The organism is Streptomyces sp. NPDC044003 (assembly GCF_056435185.1).
On sequence record NZ_JBWKFA010000001.1, the window covers coordinates 1,048,077 to 1,067,212 of the forward strand.

The 19,136-nt window shown below is 72.5% G+C and carries 17 protein-coding genes; 1 reads left to right on the forward strand and 16 read right to left on the reverse strand.

The features are described from left to right. Nucleotides 1-108: 108 nt before the first annotated feature. The 7 genes from AC07AW_RS04795 to tsaB all read right to left on the reverse strand — a co-directional run bounded on the left by AC07AW_RS04795 (nt 109) and on the right by tsaB (nt 5,239). Entirely contained in the window at nt 109-1,314 is a 1,206-nt protein-coding gene (locus tag AC07AW_RS04795) for an RNA polymerase sigma factor (protein WP_478814390.1), read from the reverse strand. A gap of 61 nt (nt 1,315-1,375) precedes the next feature. Continuing rightward, on the reverse strand, nt 1,376-1,741 hold the full coding sequence (locus tag AC07AW_RS04800) for a YciI family protein (protein WP_383452095.1): 366 nt from the start codon (nt 1,739-1,741) through the stop codon (nt 1,376-1,378). Between the two features lie 99 nt (nt 1,742-1,840). After that, on the reverse strand, nt 1,841-2,689 hold the full coding sequence (locus AC07AW_RS04805) for a polysaccharide deacetylase family protein (RefSeq protein ID WP_478814061.1): 849 nt from the start codon (nt 2,687-2,689) through the stop codon (nt 1,841-1,843). A 57-nt stretch (nt 2,690-2,746) separates the two neighbouring features. Further along, nucleotides 2,747-2,986 (reverse strand): hypothetical protein, encoded by a 240-nt coding sequence (locus AC07AW_RS04810; RefSeq protein ID WP_189800680.1) that lies wholly within the window; start codon nt 2,984-2,986, stop codon nt 2,747-2,749. Between the two features lie 11 nt (nt 2,987-2,997). Next, nucleotides 2,998-4,098: a tRNA (adenosine(37)-N6)-threonylcarbamoyltransferase complex transferase subunit TsaD gene (tsaD, locus tag AC07AW_RS04815; protein WP_392151038.1), complete on the reverse strand. Its 1,101-nt coding sequence runs from the start codon at nt 4,096-4,098 to the stop codon at nt 2,998-3,000. Further along, nucleotides 4,098-4,562: a ribosomal protein S18-alanine N-acetyltransferase gene (gene rimI / locus AC07AW_RS04820; RefSeq protein WP_478814391.1), complete on the reverse strand. Its 465-nt coding sequence runs from the start codon at nt 4,560-4,562 to the stop codon at nt 4,098-4,100. The genes tsaD and rimI overlap by 1 nt, the downstream gene beginning before the upstream one ends. Before the next feature lie 20 nt (nt 4,563-4,582). Continuing rightward, on the reverse strand, nt 4,583-5,239 hold the full coding sequence (gene tsaB / locus AC07AW_RS04825; protein WP_478814062.1) for a tRNA (adenosine(37)-N6)-threonylcarbamoyltransferase complex dimerization subunit type 1 TsaB: 657 nt from the start codon (nt 5,237-5,239) through the stop codon (nt 4,583-4,585). 120 nt (nt 5,240-5,359) lie between these two features. Here tsaB and AC07AW_RS04830 point away from each other — a divergent pair, with 120 nt between their 5' ends. After that, nucleotides 5,360-5,902, forward strand: a complete 543-nt coding sequence (locus AC07AW_RS04830; RefSeq protein ID WP_478814392.1) for a L,D-transpeptidase — start codon at nt 5,360-5,362, stop codon at nt 5,900-5,902. 117 nt (nt 5,903-6,019) lie between these two features. Here the strand turns inward: AC07AW_RS04830 and AC07AW_RS04835 are convergent, their stop codons facing one another. The 9 genes from AC07AW_RS04835 to AC07AW_RS04875 form a co-directional block, all read right to left on the reverse strand. Further along, a complete protein-coding gene (locus AC07AW_RS04835; RefSeq protein ID WP_478814063.1) occupies nt 6,020-6,178 on the reverse strand; it encodes a hypothetical protein in 159 nt (52 codons plus the stop codon). Between the two features lie 115 nt (nt 6,179-6,293). After that, nucleotides 6,294-6,794 carry a tRNA (adenosine(37)-N6)-threonylcarbamoyltransferase complex ATPase subunit type 1 TsaE gene (gene tsaE / locus AC07AW_RS04840; protein ID WP_392151042.1) on the reverse strand — a complete coding sequence of 167 codons (501 nt, stop codon included), beginning with the start codon at nt 6,792-6,794 and terminating at the stop codon, nt 6,294-6,296. A 10-nt stretch (nt 6,795-6,804) separates the two neighbouring features. Then, complete coding sequence (locus AC07AW_RS04845) at nt 6,805-7,968, reverse strand: alpha/beta fold hydrolase (RefSeq protein WP_478814064.1); 1,164 nt, start codon at nt 7,966-7,968, stop codon at nt 6,805-6,807. Between the two features lie 6 nt (nt 7,969-7,974). Beyond that, nucleotides 7,975-9,123, reverse strand: a complete 1,149-nt coding sequence (gene alr, locus AC07AW_RS04850) for an alanine racemase (protein ID WP_478814065.1) — start codon at nt 9,121-9,123, stop codon at nt 7,975-7,977. A 20-nt stretch (nt 9,124-9,143) separates the two neighbouring features. After that, complete coding sequence (locus AC07AW_RS04855) at nt 9,144-10,001, reverse strand: L,D-transpeptidase (RefSeq protein WP_478814066.1); 858 nt, start codon at nt 9,999-10,001, stop codon at nt 9,144-9,146. Between the two features lie 91 nt (nt 10,002-10,092). Further along, complete coding sequence (locus AC07AW_RS04860; RefSeq protein ID WP_478814067.1) at nt 10,093-11,550, reverse strand: NAD(P)H-hydrate dehydratase; 1,458 nt, start codon at nt 11,548-11,550, stop codon at nt 10,093-10,095. A 391-nt stretch (nt 11,551-11,941) separates the two neighbouring features. Further along, nucleotides 11,942-12,310 carry a holo-ACP synthase gene (locus AC07AW_RS04865; RefSeq protein WP_478814068.1) on the reverse strand — a complete coding sequence of 123 codons (369 nt, stop codon included), beginning with the start codon at nt 12,308-12,310 and terminating at the stop codon, nt 11,942-11,944. 7 nt (nt 12,311-12,317) lie between these two features. Beyond that, on the reverse strand, nt 12,318-14,165 hold the full coding sequence (gene glmS / locus AC07AW_RS04870; protein ID WP_478814069.1) for a glutamine--fructose-6-phosphate transaminase (isomerizing): 1,848 nt from the start codon (nt 14,163-14,165) through the stop codon (nt 12,318-12,320). Nucleotides 14,166-14,284: 119 nt separating this feature from the next. Continuing rightward, complete coding sequence (locus AC07AW_RS04875; protein WP_478814070.1) at nt 14,285-19,111, reverse strand: FG-GAP-like repeat-containing protein; 4,827 nt, start codon at nt 19,109-19,111, stop codon at nt 14,285-14,287. Nucleotides 19,112-19,136: the final 25 nt, after the last annotated feature.

The following is a 19,136-nucleotide window of genomic DNA, read 5'->3' on the forward strand; positions in this document are numbered from 1 at the left end:
CGGACGACCGGACACCCTTGGGGGCCGGACGGCAGACGCTCCCTCCGAAAGGGGACATGGCGTAAACGCCCTCCTCCGCGCGGGCGCCCGTCACCGCCCCAACTACCCTTACGTCCCGCCCGACTTCCGGGCCCGCCCGAGCAGCAGTTCCCGCTCGCTCTCGTTCCGGGTGAGTTCGGCCGCCCGCTCGAACTCCGCCCGCGCCTCCGCCGTCCGGCCGAGCCGGGCGAGCAGGTCGCCCCGGACGCTCGGGAGCAAGTGGTAGCGGGCCAGGGCCGGTTCGGCGGCGAGGGCGTCGACGATCCGGAGGGCGGCCTCGGGGCCCTCGGTCATCGACACCGCGACCGCGCGGTTCAGTTCGACCACCGGGGACGGTGCCAGGGTGCCGAGCCGGGCGTACAGCGCGGCGATGGTCGGCCAGTCCGTGGCCTCGTACGAGGCGGCCCGCGCGTGGCAGGCGGCGATCGCGGCCTGGAGGGCGTACGGCCCGTAGGAGCGGCCGTCCCCGGCCCGTGCGAGGGCCGCGTATCCACGGCGCATCAACAGCCGGTTCCAGCGGCTGCGGTTCTGGTCGGCGAGGAGCACCGGCCGCCCGTCGGGGCCGGTGCGCGCGGCCGTCCGGGACGCCTGGAGTTCGAGGAGGGCGGCGAGGCCGTGCACCTCGCTCTCCTCCGGCATCAGGGCGGCCAGGCCCCGGGCGAGCCGCAGCGCGTCCTCGCACAGGCCGGGCCGCAGCAGGTCGTCGCCGGCGGTGGCCGCGTACCCCTCGTTGAAGATCAGGTAGACGACCTCCAGGACGGAGCCGAGCCGGCCGGCCCGGTCCTCCCCGTACGGCACCTCGAACTCCACGCCCGTCCTCGCGAGCGTCCGCTTGGCCCGGGTGATCCGCGCCGCGACCGTCGCCTCGGGCACGAGGAAGGCGCGGGCGATCTCGTCCGTCCGCAGCCCGCCGACGAGCCGCAGCGTGAGCGCCGCCCGCGCGTCGGCGGAGAGCACCGGGTGGCAGGTGGTGAAGACGAGCCGGAGGACGTCGTCGTCGATGTCGCCCGGGCCGGACGGCTCGGGGTCGTACGACTCCTCCGAGAGTGTCCGGCCCACCTCGGCGAGCTTCCGGGCGTACGTCTCGCGCCGCCGTACGAGGTCGACGGCGCGGTGCTTGGCGGTGGCCGTCAGCCAGGCTCCCGGCCGCTCCGGGACCCCTGACCGCGGCCACTGCTCAAGGGCGGAGACGAGCGCGTCCTGGGCGATCTCCTCGGCGATGCCGACGTCCCTGACGATCCGCGCCACCGTGGCGATGATCCGCGCCGACTCCATCCGGAAGACCGTCTCCAGCGTGCTCTCCACCGTCACATCTCGTATGACAGCACAGCGCGGGTCAGCCTTCCGGCATCTCCTCGACCTCGCGGACCTCCAGGCCGACCTTCCAGTGCGGCGGGTGGACGGCCAGGAAGCGCTTCCCCCACTCGACGGCCTCTGCCATGTCCTTGCACTGGAGCATCGCGTAGCCGCCGACGACCTCCTTGGTCTCGGTGAACGGGCCGTCGGTGAACGACAGCTTCCCGTCCGACCAGGTGATCCGGGTGGCCTCGGCGGTCGGCTTGAGCCCGGCCGTGTCCACCATGGCGCCGGCCTTGGTGATCTCCTCGAAGAGTGCGCCCATGCGCTGCTCGAAGCCGGGGTCGGCGCTCTCCATGTCGATGGTGTTCTCCTCGATGCGGACGAGGGACAGGAAGCGGGGCATGACGACTCCTCGATGGTGCGGTGGGCGGGGCCGTTCCCCGCCGTCCACACATACGTCGAACGGGATCCGTCCGCATCGACACCGCGCCCGGAGAATTTCTCAGACGTAGTCCTCCAGGCGCGCGACCGTGAAGCCCTGCTCCTGGATCTTCCGCAGCAGCGTCGCCGTCATCTCGGTCATCGTCCGGCCCTTGAGCTCGGACGGGCCCCGGAAGTGGGCCAGGATGATGTCGCCGGGGTGCAGCTTCCGGTCGCCGCGCTGGTACTGCATGTTCTTGATCTGCATGGACTCGCGCCACAGCACGATCGCGTCGACGCCGCACTCCCCCGCCGCCGCGCGCGTGGCCTCGTTCCAGTTGCCGTACGGCGGGCGGAAGAGACGCGGGGTGGTCCCGTACCGCTGCTTCAGCTTCGTCTGCTGGCCGCAGATCTCCCGGCGCTGCCCCTCCTGGGAGAGGGTGCGCAGGTTGGGGTGGGTGAGGGTGTGGTTGGCGAGGCCGTGGCCCTGGGCGACGAGGGGCGCGAAGTACGCGTAGTCGGTGCGGATGGCCGCGTCCGTGAGGAACATCGTGACCGGGACCTTGAGGTCCTTCATCATCCGGACGAACTCGGGGTCCTTCTCGGCCCCGTCGTCGATCGTGATGAAGACGATCTTCTCGTGGGTGGGTATCTCGCTGATGACGGGCACCGGCCCGCCGGCAGGGCGGACGACCGGCTTGACCGCGGGCGGGGCGGGCGGGGCGGCGAAGGGCTTCAGACCCCATCTGCGGTACGCGGCGGCCGCGGCGGCACCGGGGGCCTCGGGCGCCTTGCGCCCGGCTTCCCCGGTGGACGGGGAGGCCGTCGGGGCGGGAGCGGCGGCACCGCGCTCCTCGGCCGCCGAGGCCGTACAGCCGGTCACCAGGACGGCGGCGGTCAGGGCCGCCCACAGCGCGATCGTCTTCTTCACGCGCTGTGGGATGCCCGAAACGATCGAAAGGTTGCTCTATTTCCGGCCGGGAATCGCTTACTCGACCGATTCGAAGCGCCAGCGGTGGACCGGACGGGTGATCAGCTCCGCGTCCGGCTCCGGCAGCTCGGGCAGTTCGGCGTCGAAGGTCTCCGCCTCCCACCAGGTGAGGACCAGGACCCGGTCCTGCGGGGCCCGGAAGATCTCCCGGCGGACCGGCTCACGGGCGAGGACCCGGGCCCGCGCCCACTCCAGGAGCTCGGCGCCCCGGCCCTGGGCGGCCCTGGCCTCCCACATGAGCGTGAGCCTCACGAGTACAGGTTCTCCTTGCTGACCTCGTGCACGTGGTCGTGGTCGTGCGACGCACCGGGCACGTGCGGGTCCGTCACCGGCAGCGAGGAGTCCGCGGACAGCTCCAGGTCCGAGGCCGGCCGGTTGCGGGCGACCATCTCGGAGCCGAGGGCCGCGACCATCGCGCCGTTGTCCGTGCACAGGCCGGGACGCGGCACCCGCAGCCGGATACCGGCGCGCTCGCAGCGCTCCTGGGCGAGGGCCCGCAGCCGCGAGTTCGCGGCGACGCCACCGCCGATCATCAGGTGGTCGACGCCCTCGTCCTTGCAGGCCCGGACGGCCTTGCGGGTGAGCACGTCGACGACCGCCTCCTGGAAGGACGCGGCGACGTCCCGTACGGGCACGTCCTCGCCGGCCGCCCGCTTGGCCTCGATCCAGCGGGCCACGGCGGTCTTGAGGCCGGAGAAGGAGAAGTCGTACGCGGGATCCCGGGAGCCGCTGAGGCCGCGCGGGAAGGCGATCGCCGCCGGGTCGCCCTCCTTGGCGAGCCGGTCGATGACCGGTCCGCCGGGGAAGCCGAGGTCGAGGACGCGGGCGATCTTGTCGAAGGCCTCGCCGGCCGCGTCGTCGATGGTGGCGCCCATCGGCCGCACGTCGGAGGTGATGTCGGAGGACAGCAGCAGCGAGGAGTGCCCGCCGGAGACCAGCAGGGCCATCGTCGGCTCGGGCAGCTTGCCGTGCTCCAGCTGGTCGACGCAGATGTGCGAGGCGAGGTGGTTGACGCCGTAGAGCGGCTTGCCGAGGGCGTAGGCGTACGCCTTGGCGGCGGAGACGCCGACGAGCAGGGCGCCCGCGAGGCCGGGTCCGGCGGTGACGGCGATGCCGTCGAGGTCCTTCGCGGAGATCCCGGCCGTCTTCAGGGCGCGCTCGATCGTCGGGACCATGGCCTCCAGGTGGGCGCGGGAGGCGATCTCGGGGACGACGCCGCCGAAGCGGGCGTGGGTGTCGACGCTGGAGGCGACGGCGTCGGCGAGGAGGGTGGTCCCGTGGACGATGCCGACGCCGGTCTCGTCGCAGGAGGTCTCGATGCCGAGTACCAGCGGTTCGTCAGCAGCCATCAGATCTCAGTCCCAGTTCCTTGAACGATCAGTCGCATCACGAGCGCGTCGACATTGCCCGGCTGGTAGTAGCCGCGCCGGAACCCGATGGGCTCGAAGCCGAAGCGCTCGTAGAGCTTCTGGGCCCGGGTGTTGTCCACGCGCACTTCGAGGAGGACCTCCTCGCACTCGAAGGCGGTGGCTTCCTTCAGCAGGTCGGTGAGGAGCCGGGCGCCGAGGCCGGTGCCCCACTGGTCGGGGGAGACGGCGATCGTCTGTACGTCGCCGAGTCCGCCGGCGGCGGCGAGCCCGGCGTACCCGACGAGCCGGCCGTCGGCCGGGTCCTCCGCGACGACGTAGTGGCGGGTGGCGCGGGGCCCCCTGGCGTGCGCGAGCTCCGACCAGAACATCCCCGCCGACCAGGCGTCCTCGGGGAACAGCTCGGCTTCGAGCGCGAGCACCGGCTCGATGTCCCACCAGCGCATCTCGCGCAGTTCCACACCCGTCACTTGGGGGTGACCACCTTGTAGTTCTTCGGCACCTGCGCGTCGGGGCGGCGCAGGTACATCGGCAGCGGGTCGAGGAAGCCGCCCTCGCCCGCGGCCAGCTTCTCGGCCGCGAGCGCGGCGAGCGCGGCGGCCGACTGGTGCTCGGGCTCGCGGGCGTCCGGGAAGGCCTCGGGGTAGAGGAGGGCGCCCGCGCCGACGACGGGGAGCCCGGCGAGCGAGGCGGCGATCTCGGCGGGCCGGTCGACGGCCGCGTCGGTCACGCGGGTGCGGGAGTTCTCGTACCGCGCCCAGTAGACCTCCTTGCGGCGCGCGTCCGTCGCGACGGCGAAGGGCTCGTCGATCCCGGAGGCGTACGCGAGGCCGTCGAGGGTGCACAGGCCGTGCACCGGCACGCCGAGCGCGGACGAGAAGGCCGCGGCCGTGACGAGGCCGACGCGGAGTCCGGTGTACGGGCCGGGGCCGACGCCGACGACGATCCCGGTGACGGCGTCGAGCTTCAGCCCGGCCTCGGCGAGGACGCGGTCGACGGCGGGCAGCAGCAGCTCCCCGTGGCGGCGGGCGTCGACCTGACTCGACGCGGCGACGACGGCCTCGCCGTCGTGGAGGGCGACGGTGACGGCGGGGGTGGCGGTATCCATGGCGAGCAACAGCACGCGAACAGCCTACGGCTCCCGGGCACGCTGCCCCGAACCTCGGGCGGGCGGCTGCTACCGTCACCCTTCGATACGTACGTACGAGAGGTGGGCACGGTGGCACGGAGCAGCTCGGGATTCGTGGCCGGGCTCACGGCGGCGGCCATCGTCGCGGTCGGCGTCCTCGCCTACCAGGCCTCGGCGAACGCGCCCGCCGATCTGTCGGTGAAGCCGCGGACGTCGGGCACGGCCGTCCCCTCGGTCTCGCCGAGCGGCGGCCCGAAGCAGCCCGCCAAGGACCCCCTCGCCGTCCCCGCGAGCTCGGGCAGCGGCGAGCGGGTCGTGTACGCGCTCGCCGACCGCCGGGTGTGGCTGGTGGACGGGAAGGGCAAGGCGACCCGGACGTTCGCGGTGCGGCCGAGCACGGTCGACCCGGTGCCGGGGGCGTACACGGTGACCTCGCGCTCGGGTTCGGTGACCGGTTCGGACGGGGTGAAGATCGAGCACGTGGTGCGGTTCGCGACGGCCCAGGACGTGGCGATCGGCTTCAGCGCGGCGGTCGACGGCTCGACGCCGTCCCCGGACCCGACGCGGAAGACGGGCGGCATCCGGATGAAGCGGGCCGACGGGGACGCGATGTGGACGTTCGCGGTGATCGGCGCGAAGGTCGTCGTCGTCGCCTGAGTCCGTGGCGTGGCGAGCCCGGCCTGATCGGCAAGACACCCCCCTGGGCGGCCTCGCCCCGCACGACGGTCGCGTGGGCGCTGGGTGACCTCGCCCCGCACAACGGTCGCGTGGGCGCTAGGCGGCCTCGCGTCGCACGGCGGTCGCGTCCTCTTCTCTCTCCTCGGACGGCTCCGGCGGCGGGGTCGACAGGGCCCGTGCGGCCGCGCAGGACGCGAGCAGTTCACTCATCGAGACGTGGTCCCGGCCGGGTTCCGCGCGTTCGGGCGTCGCCATGCTTGCCTCCCGTAGGTTAGGTACACCTAACCAGCTCGTGCATCCATGTGACCACGGCTCGTGCGACCCACGCAACACCTTCCCGACACGTTGTCGGAACCTACGTACGCCCGCGTCAGAACAGATCGAGGTCCTCGTCGGCCCAGCGCGCGCCGATCCCGCGCAGCACGACCGTGCGCCGGTCGTCGTCGGTGTCGCCGGTCACCCGGTGGATCAGCAGGTGCAGCCGGTCGTCGGTCAGGTCCTCGACCTTTCCGTCGCCCCACTCGACGACGACCACGGACTCGGGCAGCGAGACGTCCAGGTCGAGGTCCTCCATCTCGTCGAGACCGCCGCCGAGCCGGTACGCGTCGACGTGGACCAGGGCCGGACCGCCGACGAGGGACGGGTGGACGCGGGCGATGACGAAGGTCGGGGAGGTGACTGCCCCCCGCACGCCGAGGCCCTCGCCGAGGCCGCGGGTCAGGGTGGTCTTCCCGGCGCCGAGCTCACCGGTGAGCATGACGAGGTCGCCGGGCCGGAGGATCTTCGCGAGCCGGCGGCCGAGCTCCTGCATCCGCTGCGGGGAGTCGACGGAGAGGGTGGCGCCGGAGACGGGCGGATGTGCTGCTTCCATACGAGCAAACCTAGCGCGTACGGAAGGTCTCCCCGGCCGGGACGGCTCCGGCCCGCACCAGCAGGTCCGCGAGCCGGTCGGTGACCGCCTCCGGATGCTCCAGCATCACCAGGTGGCCCGCGTCCGGGACGATGACCAGCTCCGCGTCCGGCAGCAGGGCGGCGATGGCCTCGGTGTGCGAGCTGGGGGTGACGAGGTCGTTGTCCCCGGCGAGCGCGAGCACCGGCAGCTCGCGGAAGGCGGCGAGGGCGGCGGCCTTGTCGTGCTCGGCGAAGGCCGGGTAGAAGGCGGCGACGACGTCGATCGGGGTCGACTCGATCATCCGCTCCGCGAAGCGGGCGACCGCCGGATCCACGTCCTTCGAGGCGAACGAGTACTTCTTGATCAGCCCGGCGAAGAGGTCGGCGGTCGCCCGGCGCCCGCGCTCGACCAGCTCCGCCTGGGAGCCGAGGGCCCGCAGGACGCCCGGCAGGACCCGCCGGACGGCGTTGACGCCGGCGAGCGGCAGCCCGTACGACACCTCCCCGAGCTTCCCCGCCGAGGTGCCGACGAGGGCGACGCCGACGACCCGGTCGCGGATCAGCTCCGGGTACTGCTCGGCGAGCGCCATCACCGTCATGCCGCCCATCGAGTGCCCGACGAGGACGAGCGGCCCCTCGGGCGCCGCCGCGTCGAGGACGGCCTTGAGGTCGCGGCCGAGCCGGTCGATGGAGACGGGCACCGCGTCGGGCTCCGCCTGGGAGGCCCCGGGGCCGGAGCGGCCGTGGCTGCGCTGGTCCCAGTGGACGGTACGGACGAGCCCGCGCAGGGCGGCCCGCTGGAAGTGCCAGGAGTCCTGGTTGAGGCAGTAGCCGTGGCTGAAGACGACGGTGACGGGAGCGGGCTCCCGGCGCCCGAAGAGCCTCCTCCGGCGCGCCGGCGGGGCATCCGCCTCGACCTCGTCCACCTCGTAGTGGAGGACGGTCCCGTCGTCGGCGAGGGCCCGGCCGGGAGTGCCGCGCAGACCGCCGTACGGCCCGGTGGCGTCCAGGGCGAGCCGCGCCTTCTGCCGTACGGAACGGCCGACGGTGAGCCGCTCGACGGCGACCCCGGCGGCCGCGCCGGCGGCGAGGACGCCTATCGCGGCACCGGCGATCCCGGCACGCCGCCAGCTGCTGCCACTCGACTCCGCCATGGCGGGCTACTCCCCCAGGTAGACCCGCGGGACACGCGCCCCGATCCGGGTGACGATCTCGTACGCGATGGTGTCGGCGGCCACCGCCCAGTCCTCGGCGGTCGGCTCGCCCCGGTCGCCGGGGCCGAAGAGCACGGCCTCGGTGCCGGGCTCGGGGGTGTCCCCGCCGAGGTCGACGACGAACTGGTCCATGGCGACCCGCCCGGCGACCGTACGGATGCGGTCGCCGACGAGGACGGGCCCGCGCCCGGAGGCGTGCCGGGGAACCCCGTCGGCGTATCCGAGCGGGACCAGCCCGAGGGTGGTCTCGCCCTCGGTGACGTAGTGGTGCCCGTAACTCACCCCGTGCCCGGCGGGGACGTGCTTCACGAGAGCGACGCTCGCCTTGAGCGACATGACGGGCCGCAGACCGAGGTCGGCGGAGGTGCCGAGCTCGGGGCTCGGCGAGACGCCGTACATCGCGATGCCGGGCCGGACCAGGTCGAAGTGGGCCTCGGGCAGGGTGAGGGTGGCCGGCGAGTTCGCGATGTGCCGGACCTCGGGGCGGACCCCCGCCTGCTCGGCGTGGTCCAGCATCGAGCGGAAGACGTCGAGCTGGGCGGCGATGGAGGGGTGGTGCGGCTCGTCGGCGCAGGCGAAGTGCGACCAGAGGCCGGTCACCTTGACGAGCCCGTCGACCTCCGCCTTGAGGGCGGCCTCGACGAGCTCGGGCCAGTCGGCGGGCTGGCAGCCGTTGCGCCCGAGCCCGGTGTCGGCCTTGAGCTGGATCCGGGCGGTCCTCCCGACCTTCCTGGCGGCCCGGACGACCTCCTCCAGGGCCCACATCCCGCTCACGGACATGTCGAGCCCGGCCTCGATGCCCTGGTCCCAGGGGTCGCCGGGGGTCCAGAGCCAGCACATGACGGGCACGTCCGTGATCCCGGCGGCGCGCAGCGCGAGCGCCTCGTGCGGGGTGGCGGTGCCGAGCCAGTCCGCGCCCGCGTCCAGGGCGGCGCGGGCGCAGCGCAGGGCGCCGTGTCCGTACGCGTCGGCCTTGACCACGGCCATGATCCGGACGTGGGGGGCGACACGGGCGCGCAGCGTGCGGACGTTCGCACGCAGCGCGCCGAGGTCGATCTCGGCGCGGGCCCTGGGGGGCGGAGGTGTCTCAGTCATCGCGCCCAGTGTCTCAGGTGTCAGCTGCCGGGCCGCTTTCCCCAGATGTAGACCCGGTCACCCTTACGGAGGACGTCCCAGAGTTTCCGCGCGTTCCCGTGGCTGAGATTGACGCAGCCACGGCTTCCGCCGGGCGTGGCGAGCTGCCCGTAGACGGCATGGAAGGCCTGGCCGCCGCTGAAGAACTGGGCGTACGGCATGGGGGTGTCGTAGATGGACGACCAGTGGTCCTTGTGGCGCCAGTAGACGGTGTGCCAGCCGGTACGGGTGGCGTAACCGGGCCGTCCGCTCCGCATGTTGACCACCCCGTACGTCACCTTCTTCCCCTTTCGTACCCACACGAGCTGACGGTCGAGGTCGACGCAGGCGACGGCGTACGTCTTCACGGGGCAGCGCCGGCCCGGGTCGAGGTTCTTCCGGGCGGCGAGCAGCTCGGCGCGGGCCCAGGTGACGGGCCCGGCGTAGCCGACGGCCGGCTTGATCTTCTCCTTCACCTGGAAGGCGCGGATGGCCCGGCAGTCGGCGGCGGACTGCTTCCCGTCGACCGGCAGCCCGAGGAGCCGCTCGACCCGCCGCTGGTGGATGCCGGCCCTGGCGGTGCAGGCGGCCCCGACGGCGCTCCGGGGCAGGTACTCGACGAGCTCGTCGACCTCCCCCTCGGGCTCGGGCACGGGGACGCCGTCCTCCTCCTCGTGCAGGGGCGGCAGCACCTGATCGGGCGTGTCCATCGGATACTCGGCCCGCCCGCCCCCGACGACTCCGGGCACGAGCGGATCGGGATCCCCGCCGGGCGGCGCGGCGAGGGCGACGGGCCCGAGAGCGAGGGAGGCGGCGAGGGCGAACAACAACGGCGCGGTACGACTTCTCCAACTGGTCACCCCACCCACCCAATCCGGCCCCCGCGCCACCAGCGCGCCGAAACCCACAGCTGGGCGAACGGGGTTGGCCCGTGTGGGGGTCGGCGCCGACCTAGGCGCCGCCCGCCGTCACGTCCCGCCACGCGCCCCGCAGCGAGTCCGCCACCTCCGTCGCGGTCACCGGTGCGCCGCCCTCGGACGCCCGCCGCGCGGCGAGCCCGTGGAGGTAGGCCGCGCAGGAGGCCGCGTCCAGGGCCGGGAGGCCGGCCGCGAGGAGGGAGCCGGCGAGGCCGGAGAGGACGTCACCGCTGCCGGCCGTGGCGAGCCAGGAGGTCCCGGTCGGGTTCACCCGTACGGGACCTGCCCCGCCCGCCCCGCACACGAGCGTCGTCGAGCCCTTCAGCAGCACGGTCGCCCCGAAGCGGCCCGCCAGTTCACGGACGGCGGCGAGCCGGCCGGCCTCGACCTCCTCGCGGGCGACGCCGAGGAGCGCCGCCGCCTCGCCGGCGTGCGGGGTGAGCAGGGTGGGGGCCGTACGGGCCCGGACGGCCTCCGGCGCGAGCCCGCGCAGGCCGTCCGCGTCGACGAGGACGGGGACGTCGGAGTCGAGGACCTCGCCGACCGCGACCCCGGCGCCCGGCCCCTCGCCGAGGCCCGGCCCGACGACCCAGGCCTGGACCCGGCCGGCCTTCTCGGGGCGCCCGGAGTGGACGAGGGTCTCGGGGTGGGCGGCGAGCACGGTGTCCCCGGCGGGCCCGACGTACCGGACGGCCCCCGCCCCGCCGCGCAGGGCGCCCGCGACGGCGAGGACGGCGGCACCGGGGTAGCGGGTGGAGCCGGCGACGATGCCGACGACGCCGCGCCGGTACTTGTCGCTCTCGGCGGCCGGCGCGGGCAGCAGCCACGCCAGGTCGCCGTGCTGGAGGGCCTCCAGGTCCGGCACGCCCGGGAGCAGGGGGCCGAGCCCGATGTCGACGAGCCGCAGCGCGCCCGCGTACTCACGCGCGGGGTCGACGAGCAGGCCCGGCTTGTACGCCCCGAAGGTGATCGTCGCGTCGGCGGGCAGCGCCTCCCCGTGGACCTCACCGGTGTCGGCGTCGACGCCGCTGGGCAGGTCGACGGCGACGACGACGGCGTCGGAGCCGCGCGCGGCACGGGCGACGGGGACGGCGTCGGGCCGGAGTCCGCCGCGACCTCCGATGCCGGTGATGCCGTCGAGGACGAGGTCGGCGCGGGCGAGGGGCTCGAACGGCTCGTCGGCGACGCGTCCGCCGGCGGCGCGCAGCGCGGCGAGCCCGCCCTCGTGCGCGCGCTCCCCGAGCAGTACGGCCGACACCCCCGCCCCGCGCCGGGCGAGCCGGGCGCCGGCGTAGAGGGCGTCGCCGCCGTTGTCGCCACTGCCGACGAGGAGGACGACCCGGGCGCCGTACACCCGCCCCTTCCCGAGCAGGGAGCAGCAGGCGGCGGCGAGGCCGGCGGCGGCGCGCTGCATGAGGGCGCCGTGCGGCAGACGAGCCATGAGTGCGGCCTCGGCGGCCCGGACGGTCTCCACGCGATAAGCGGTACGCATGCCAGCAGTCTCCCCCGCCCCCAAGCCCCCCGCCCCACGGTGCGGACAACCACGCGCCGTGCGGGCACCCACCCGCCCGGACGGCGCCCACCCCGTTGTGGGCAATCGTTCCGCTGGGGCGGAACGGGTGGGCACAACGGACGGCGCCCCTTGCCGGGCCCAGGCTTCCGCGCCTGAACCCGCACCCCGTGTGCGCCGCCGCTTGTGGCGCGGGTCGGGGCGCGGAACGCGGAGGCGCCGCTGGAGGGCGCCGTCCCGTGTGCCCACCCGTCCCGCCCTGCGGGACGATTGCCCACAAGGGCATGGGCACCGTCCGGGCGGGTGGGCACCGCCCCGGCGGGACGATTGCCCACAACGGCGGAAGCGCCGCCCGCAACCGGCGCCAGCCGCCTTAGCCCTCCGCGATGACCACCGCCGACGCCACCCCCGCGTCATGGCTCAGCGAGACGTGCCAGTGCCTGACCCCCAGTTCCGCCGCCCGCGCCGCCACCGTCCCGCGGACCCGGAGCCGCGGCTGCCCGCTGTCCTCGACGTACACCTCCGCGTCCGTCCAGTGCAGCCCGCCCGGCGCGCCGAGGGCCTTCGCGACGGCCTCCTTCGCGGCGAACCGCACGGCGAGCGAGGCGATCCCGCGTCGCTCGCCGCTCGAAAGGAGCAGCTCCCGTTCGACGAAGAGCCGCTGAAGCAGCCCCGGTGTGCGCTCGATCGACGCGGCGAACCGGTCGATCTCCGCCACGTCGATCCCCACCCCAATGATCATTTCCCACTCACTCCACGGTCACGGACTTGGCCAGGTTGCGCGGCTGGTCGACCTCGTTGCCCCGCGCGGTGGCGAGTTCGCAGGCGAAGACCTGGAGCGGCACGGTGGCGACCAGCGGCTGGAGCAGCGTAGGCGTGGCGGGGATGCGGACGAGGTGGTCGGCGTACGGGACGACGGCCTCGTCGCCCTCCTCGGCGATGACGATGGTCCTGGCACCCCGCGCCCGGATCTCCTGGATGTTGGAGACGATCTTGTCGTGGAGGACGGACCGCCCCCGCGGCGAGGGCACGACCACGACGACCGGCAGGTCCTCCTCGACGAGCGCGATGGGCCCGTGCTTGAGCTCGCCCGCCGCGAAGCCCTCGGCGTGCATGTACGCCAGTTCCTTCAGCTTCAGCGCGCCCTCCAGGGCCACGGGGTAGCCGACGTGACGTCCCAGGAAGAGCACGGTGTTCTTGTCGGCGAGGGACCGGGCCAGGGCCCGTACCGGCTCCATGGTCTCCAGGACGCGCTCGACCTCGTCGCCGATCCGGGCGAGCTCACGGACGACGGCGTGGATCTCGTCGCCCCACTTGGTGCCGCGCACCTGGCCGAGGTACAGCGCGAGCAGGTAGCAGGCCACCAGCTGCGTGAGGAAGGCCTTCGTCGAGGCGACGGCGACCTCGGGCCCGGCGTGGGTGTAGAGGACGGCGTCCGACTCCCTCGGGATCGTCGAGCCGTTCGTGTTGCACACGGCGAGGACCTTCGCGCCCTGCTCCCGCGCGTGCCGCAGCGCCATGAGGGTGTCCATGGTCTCGCCGGACTGGGAGATCGCGATGACCAGGGTGCGCCGGTCGAGGATGGGGTCGCGGTAGCGGAACTCGCTGGCGAGCTCGACCTCGCAGGGGATCCGGGTCCAGTGCTCGATGGCGTACTTGGCGATGAGCCCGGCGTGGAAGGCGGTGCCGCACGCGATGATGACGACCTTGTCGGCCTCGCGGAGCACGGTGTCGGGGATGCGGACCTCGTCGAGGGTGAGCCGGCCGGCCCCGTCGATCCGCCCGAGGAGGGTGTCGGCGACGGCCTTGGGCTGCTCGGCGATCTCCTTGAGCATGAAGGAGGCATAGCCGCCCTTCTCGGCGGCGGAGGCGTCCCAGTCGACGTGGTAGGCCCGTACGTCGGCGGGCACCCCGTCGAAGTCGGTGACGGTGACGCCGTCCCGGGTCAGCTCGACGACCTGGTCCTGCCCGAGCTCGATGGCGGACCGCGTGTGCGCGATGAACGCGGACACGTCGGAGGCGAGGAAGTTCTCCCCTTCCCCCACGCCGACGACGAGCGGCGAGTTCCGGCGGGCGCCGACGACGACGTCGGGCTGGTCGGCGTGGACGGCGACGAGGGTGAAGGCCCCGTCGAGCCGGCGGCAGACGAGCCGCATGGCCTCGGCGAGGTCCCCGGCGGAGGAGAACTTCTCGGCGAGGAGGTGGGCGACGACCTCGGTGTCGGTCTCGGAGTGCAGCGTGTGGCCGCGCTCGGCGAGCTCCTCCCGCAGGCAGGCGAAGTTCTCGATGATGCCGTTGTGTACGACGGCGACCCGCCCGGCGTTGTCGAGGTGCGGGTGCGCGTTGGCGTCCGTCGGCCCGCCGTGGGTGGCCCAGCGGGTGTGCCCGATGCCGACGGAACCGCCGGGCAGCGGCCGGTCGACGAGTTCCTTCTCCAGGTTGACGAGCTTGCCCGCCTTCTTGGCGGCGGCGAGCCCGCCGTCGGCGAGCACCGCGACACCGGCCGAGTCGTAGCCCCGGTATTCGAGCCGCTTGAGGCCCGCGACCACCACATCAAGCGCCGACTGCCCGCCGACGTATCCCACGATTCCGCACATGACGGCAGACTACGGCGGAACCCGCCGGAAGCACCGGAGCGCGCGAAAGGCCGCACCCCTGGGTGGGGTGCGGCCCTCTGCCGTGCGTCAGTGCGTCAGTGCGTCAGTGCGTCAGTGCGTCACCAGGTTCCGGCGGCGGCGTACCACTTGCGCGTCGGCAGGTCAACGCTTCCCGCCTCGTTGCCGTAGAAGACGAACACCCGTGTCGTCCCGTTGCCGTAGTTGTAGGACACGCTGATGTCGGGGCGTCCGTCGCCGTTCACGTCGCCGGACATCAGGTTCCCGGTGCTCGACGCGTACCAGTCGCCGGGGGGGCTGGAATACGGAGTGACGTACCCGTCGAAGCCGCCGTCGGCTCGGGCGTGGAAGATCCGGATATCGGTCCGCCCGTCGTCGTACCCGTACATCACCGCGAGGTCGTCGCGGCCGTCCTTGTTGTAGTCGGCCGTGGTCATCTTGACCCGCTCGCGCTCCCAGGTTCCGGCCGGCACGTACCAGGACCCCGTGTAGTGGGCGAGGGTGCCGTCGGCCTGCGCCGTGAAGGTGTAGAGCCGGGCGTCTCCCGTGGCGTAGCCGTAAAAGCCGATGAGGTCGTCACGGCCGTCGCCGTTCGTGTCCCCGACCGTGTAGCGGACGTTCGACGACCACCAGTTGCCCGCCCCCGACCGGAACGACAGGACCGGGTTGTCGAAGGTTCCGTCGGTACGGGCCAGGGACTTGAAGAAGCCCGTGTCGCCGTTGCCGTAGTCGTACACGAAGAGGAGGTCGTCACGGCCGTCGCCGTTGAGGTCGCCCGCCATCGGCGTGCTCCGGCTCCAGTCCCAACCTGAGGCGATGTTGACGCTGCTGCGCTGAACCGGCCGCCCGGCCGCCTGGGTCAGGAACGAGAAGGCGGTGACGTGGCCGTCCGAGTAGCCGTAGAAGCCCATGAGGTCGTCACGGCCGTCGCCGTCGAAGTCGCCGGCGGCCCACTTGCTGCGGCTGTTGTTCCAGTCGCCCGGGTCCTCGGTCGAGTACTCCTGCGGGGGGTTGTGCCCGCCCTCGGCGTTGCCCTTGGCCACGTACAGGCCGATGCTGTACTTCTCGTAGTCGTAGACGGTGAAGATGTCGGTCCTGCCGTCGCCGTCGTAGTCACCCCCGAGGTCCGTCCGCAGGTGCGTGGTGCGGTCCGTCCAAGCGTGCTCGGCGACCTGGCCGCTTTCCCGGTTCCAGCGGATGTATCCGGTCTGGAAGTCCTCGCGCTGGCCGCCGAAGACCGCCTTCTCGGGCGAGGTCGGGAATCCGAGGGCTCCGGTGTGGCCTCCAAGGCTCAGCCAGTGGCTACGGATGGCTCCGAGGACCGGCCAGGCGCCGGTCGCGCCGCTCCAGTAGAAGGAGATGTTGTCCGTGGTGGACGTCCCCTGACGGAAGTGCTGGACCGCCCCGGGCTTGGTCGCGGTCGTCGTCTCGTCACCCGTCGGGTAGCCGAACGCTGCGACGCCGCCGAGCTTCAGGTACTGGCTGTAGATGCCGCCGCGGATCATCTGCGATCCGATGCCGTCCCGCCAGTAGATCGCTCCGGCCTTGCCCGCCTTGCTGAAGGTGATGTACGAGCCGTCCTGCACGTGCGTCAGCCGCTCGTCGGAGGTCGGGTAGCCGAGGACGCCGGTCTCGCGGCCTGTGCTGTTCCACTTGCTGAAGACGCCGAGGGAGACGGCCCAGGCACCGGTCGACTTGCTCCAGGAGATGGTGCGGTTGGTCGTCGTCGTTCCGGCCGCGGCGAAGTTGACGAATCGGCCGCCGTCGCTGACGTTGGTGACGCCGGACGTCGGCTTGCCGTAGCCGGAAGGGCCACCGAGAGCCTTGTACTTGCCGAGGATCGGTCCGCAGACGGGGAAGGTTCCGGTGCCCGACGCGGCGGGGAAGTTCTCGCAGTCCACCCAGTCGTAGCCCGTGGTGGCGAGGTAGCGCTCCGCCCCGAAGACGGTGGGGTCGGTCTGGGTGGGCGCGCGGCCCGGGAACTCGACCGTGCGGCCGGCGCCGTTGCGCGACCACAGGTCGGCGTAGCCGTCGTTCTCGAAGTCGCCGGTGGTGGTCAGGTACGGGAAGGCGGCACCCGTGAAGCCGGTGTCGATGGACGTGGTCCGGACCGCGGGGTCGCCGTACACGCTGAGGTCGGCGAGGATGCCGCCGACATCGGGGGTCGCCGCCCTGCGGCTGGTGTACTGGTGGATGGTGCCCTTGACGGTGTCCCGGGCCCAGATCTCCGGGATTCCGTCCTTGTTGAGGTCACCTGGGGACATGATGGTCATGTCCTGCCAGTCGGCGTTGCCGAGCGCGATGGGGTCGGTGTAGTTGTCCAGGAGGTCGTCACCCCGGCTGCCCAGGTAGAGCCAGAGCGATGAGCCTTCCTTCACCAGAAGATCGGGATTGTCCGCGTCCGTGAGCGAGCCGTCCTGCTCGTCCTCGTTGGGGCCGCCACCGCGATCGTCGTTGAAGCTGGGGACGGAGAGGATCTCGGCCCCGTTCCGCCAGTGCGCGGTCGTGCCGCCGTCGTCCTCCCCGAGTACCTGGAGGCGGCGCTTCGCATTGTCGCCGTCCCGCACCTTGCCGGCGCCGTCGCCCCGGTAGGCCCACAGTTCGAACACGCCGGCCTCGTCGGAGGGCTGCAGGGCCAGGAAGTCCTCGTAGTAGTCGGCGTCGTCCCAGCTGCCGCCGTTCGTCACCGGGCCGGCCGCGAACGAGGTGTCGTCCGCCGCCACGCCCGGAGCGAACGTGCCGTCACCGCGACCCGGGTACGTCCAGAGGGTTCCCGTCCCGGGGTCCACGCTGACGAGGTCCACGACCTTGTCACCGTTCAGGTCGCCGCGCATGTCGCGCTCCCCGGAGCGCGTGGGGAGGAACAGGTACGACTTCACCGGGGAACGATTGTTGGCCGCGTCCTCGCCGCGTACATACAGATACTGGGGGCCGGCGTTCAGCGGCTTGACCTTGACGGTGACCGATCCGCCGGTCGTGGCGGGTTTGACCGACTTCTCCCTCGTGTCGAAGTCGGTCCACCAGACGTACTCGACGATGTCCTTGACGGGTTCCCGCGAATCCATTTCGAAGACGAAGTTCCCCTCGGTCCGGGCCGGCATCTGGCACTGTCCCGTGGGCACCTTGTCGACGCACGCCGTGGTCGTGTTCTCCGGGAACTCGTACGAGCTGACCTTCGGCTGGTACTTCGGCGGCTTCCAGTCGTAGGTGAAGTAGCAGCGGCCCGCCCAGGGGCTGCTGCCGGTGCCGTCCTTGACGACGGCGTCGTACCAGTACGTCCCGGAGGCAAGGGTCGTCCCCGCCGGGATGCGCAGCATGGCCGTCCCGCCACTGCTGGCGGAGACGGGCCTGGGTGTGGAGCTCTTGGCCCCGTTCAGCGCGTACCGGAACTCGACCGTGAGGTTCACGTCCTCGGCGTCCTTGAAGCCGGTGGCCTTCAGAACGATCTCGTCGGTCGTACCGATGACGCCGCCCGCGCACGGAAGCGACGGGTCGATCGTCGTTTTCGGCCTGGTCGGGAGGGTGTTGTACTTCGTGGAGACCCGCGCCGAGTTGGGGTCGAACTTGCGCCACGATGTGTCGATGGCGTTGGACTTCGAGGCCAGGACGAACGCCCAGCTGCCCCAGTCGGCCGCGGTGGCGTCGGCGATGGCGTCCGTGACGTCGAACTCCACGAGGCCCGCGGTGTCCGACGGACAGTTGCGGCCGCCGAAGGACTCGCCGGATGAGTCCACGACCGCCCCCCAGGCGGGCTGGTTGTTGTAGGTGATGTTCTTCGGCAGACTCTTGCCGATCGTCCGTACGAGCACATCACCGGAGTTGCATGACCAGGAGCCGGCGTGCGTCTGCTTGATGCGCAGCGTCGACTCGATGATCTGCTTGTTCCAAAGGTTCGCGACGGGGATGTTGAAGTACGTGTTGGCGCGGACCGTGCCGCCGATCGTCGTGTCGTTGGCGTAGCCGACGCGCGCGTAGTCCGAGATGGTGCCGCCGTTGTAGTAGACGGTGTTCTCGGAACCCGGGAACGCGGTGTGCTTGTACGCGATCGACCAGGCGTTCTTCCAGGCGTCGGGCGCCCACTTCGGGTCGATGACGACCGGGTACACGGTCGTCGGGTCGTCGAGGAGCGCGGCGTCGGGGGTGAGGGTGAGCCTGCCCGCTGCGAGCTTCACGCCCAGCTTCGCCCGCTTGCTGCCTTCGGTGGCGCCGTCGAGGGTGTCCTGGAGCGACCGTGCGGCCGTCCGGGCTCCCTTCGGGGTCCTGGTGTCCACCGGGGTCGCCGACTCGGAGCCGGCGGAGTCCCACATCTGCGGCTGTGGGGCGACGAAGAGGGAGTTGCGCGAGGGCGTCTCGGCGAGGATCTCACCCGCGGCACCCGTCGCCATCCGGAGTCCCCGCGTCTTCAGGCCGAAATCGACGGACCTGACGGCCGGATTCTTCGCGGCGGCGGGCGTCTTGACGACCAGGGCGTGCGAGAAGGAGACGTCGTCCGCGGTGGCGGTGAGGTCGACCCCGGGCAGCACGTTCGCGTACGTGGCGGTCCGACCGGTCACGGTGGGCTTGGGCAGCTTCCCATGCGGCCAGGTGAGAGTCACGGTCCGGCCCTCGCGGAACATGGTGGCGAAGACGTCGTCCCCGCCGCCCGAGAAGGTGACGGCCATACCCGAGGCCTTGGGAGCGATGCGGCCGTCGGACCGCGTCGCCAGGTCGGGGTCGATGTCGACCAGCTTGCCGTCCTGACGAACGCGGACCGGCAGGATCGACCGGTCGACGCGGGCGGTGCCGTCCGGGTTGATGTACACCTCGTCGGTCTCCGTGCGCCGGGACACGATCTCGACGGGCTTGCCGGTGCGCTTGGCCTCCTTGAGGGCCCGCGCCGTCTCACGACCGTCCTGCTCCGCCTGGGTGGCGGCGGGAGCATCGCTCACCAGTGTCTCCCTGGCGGCGTACCCG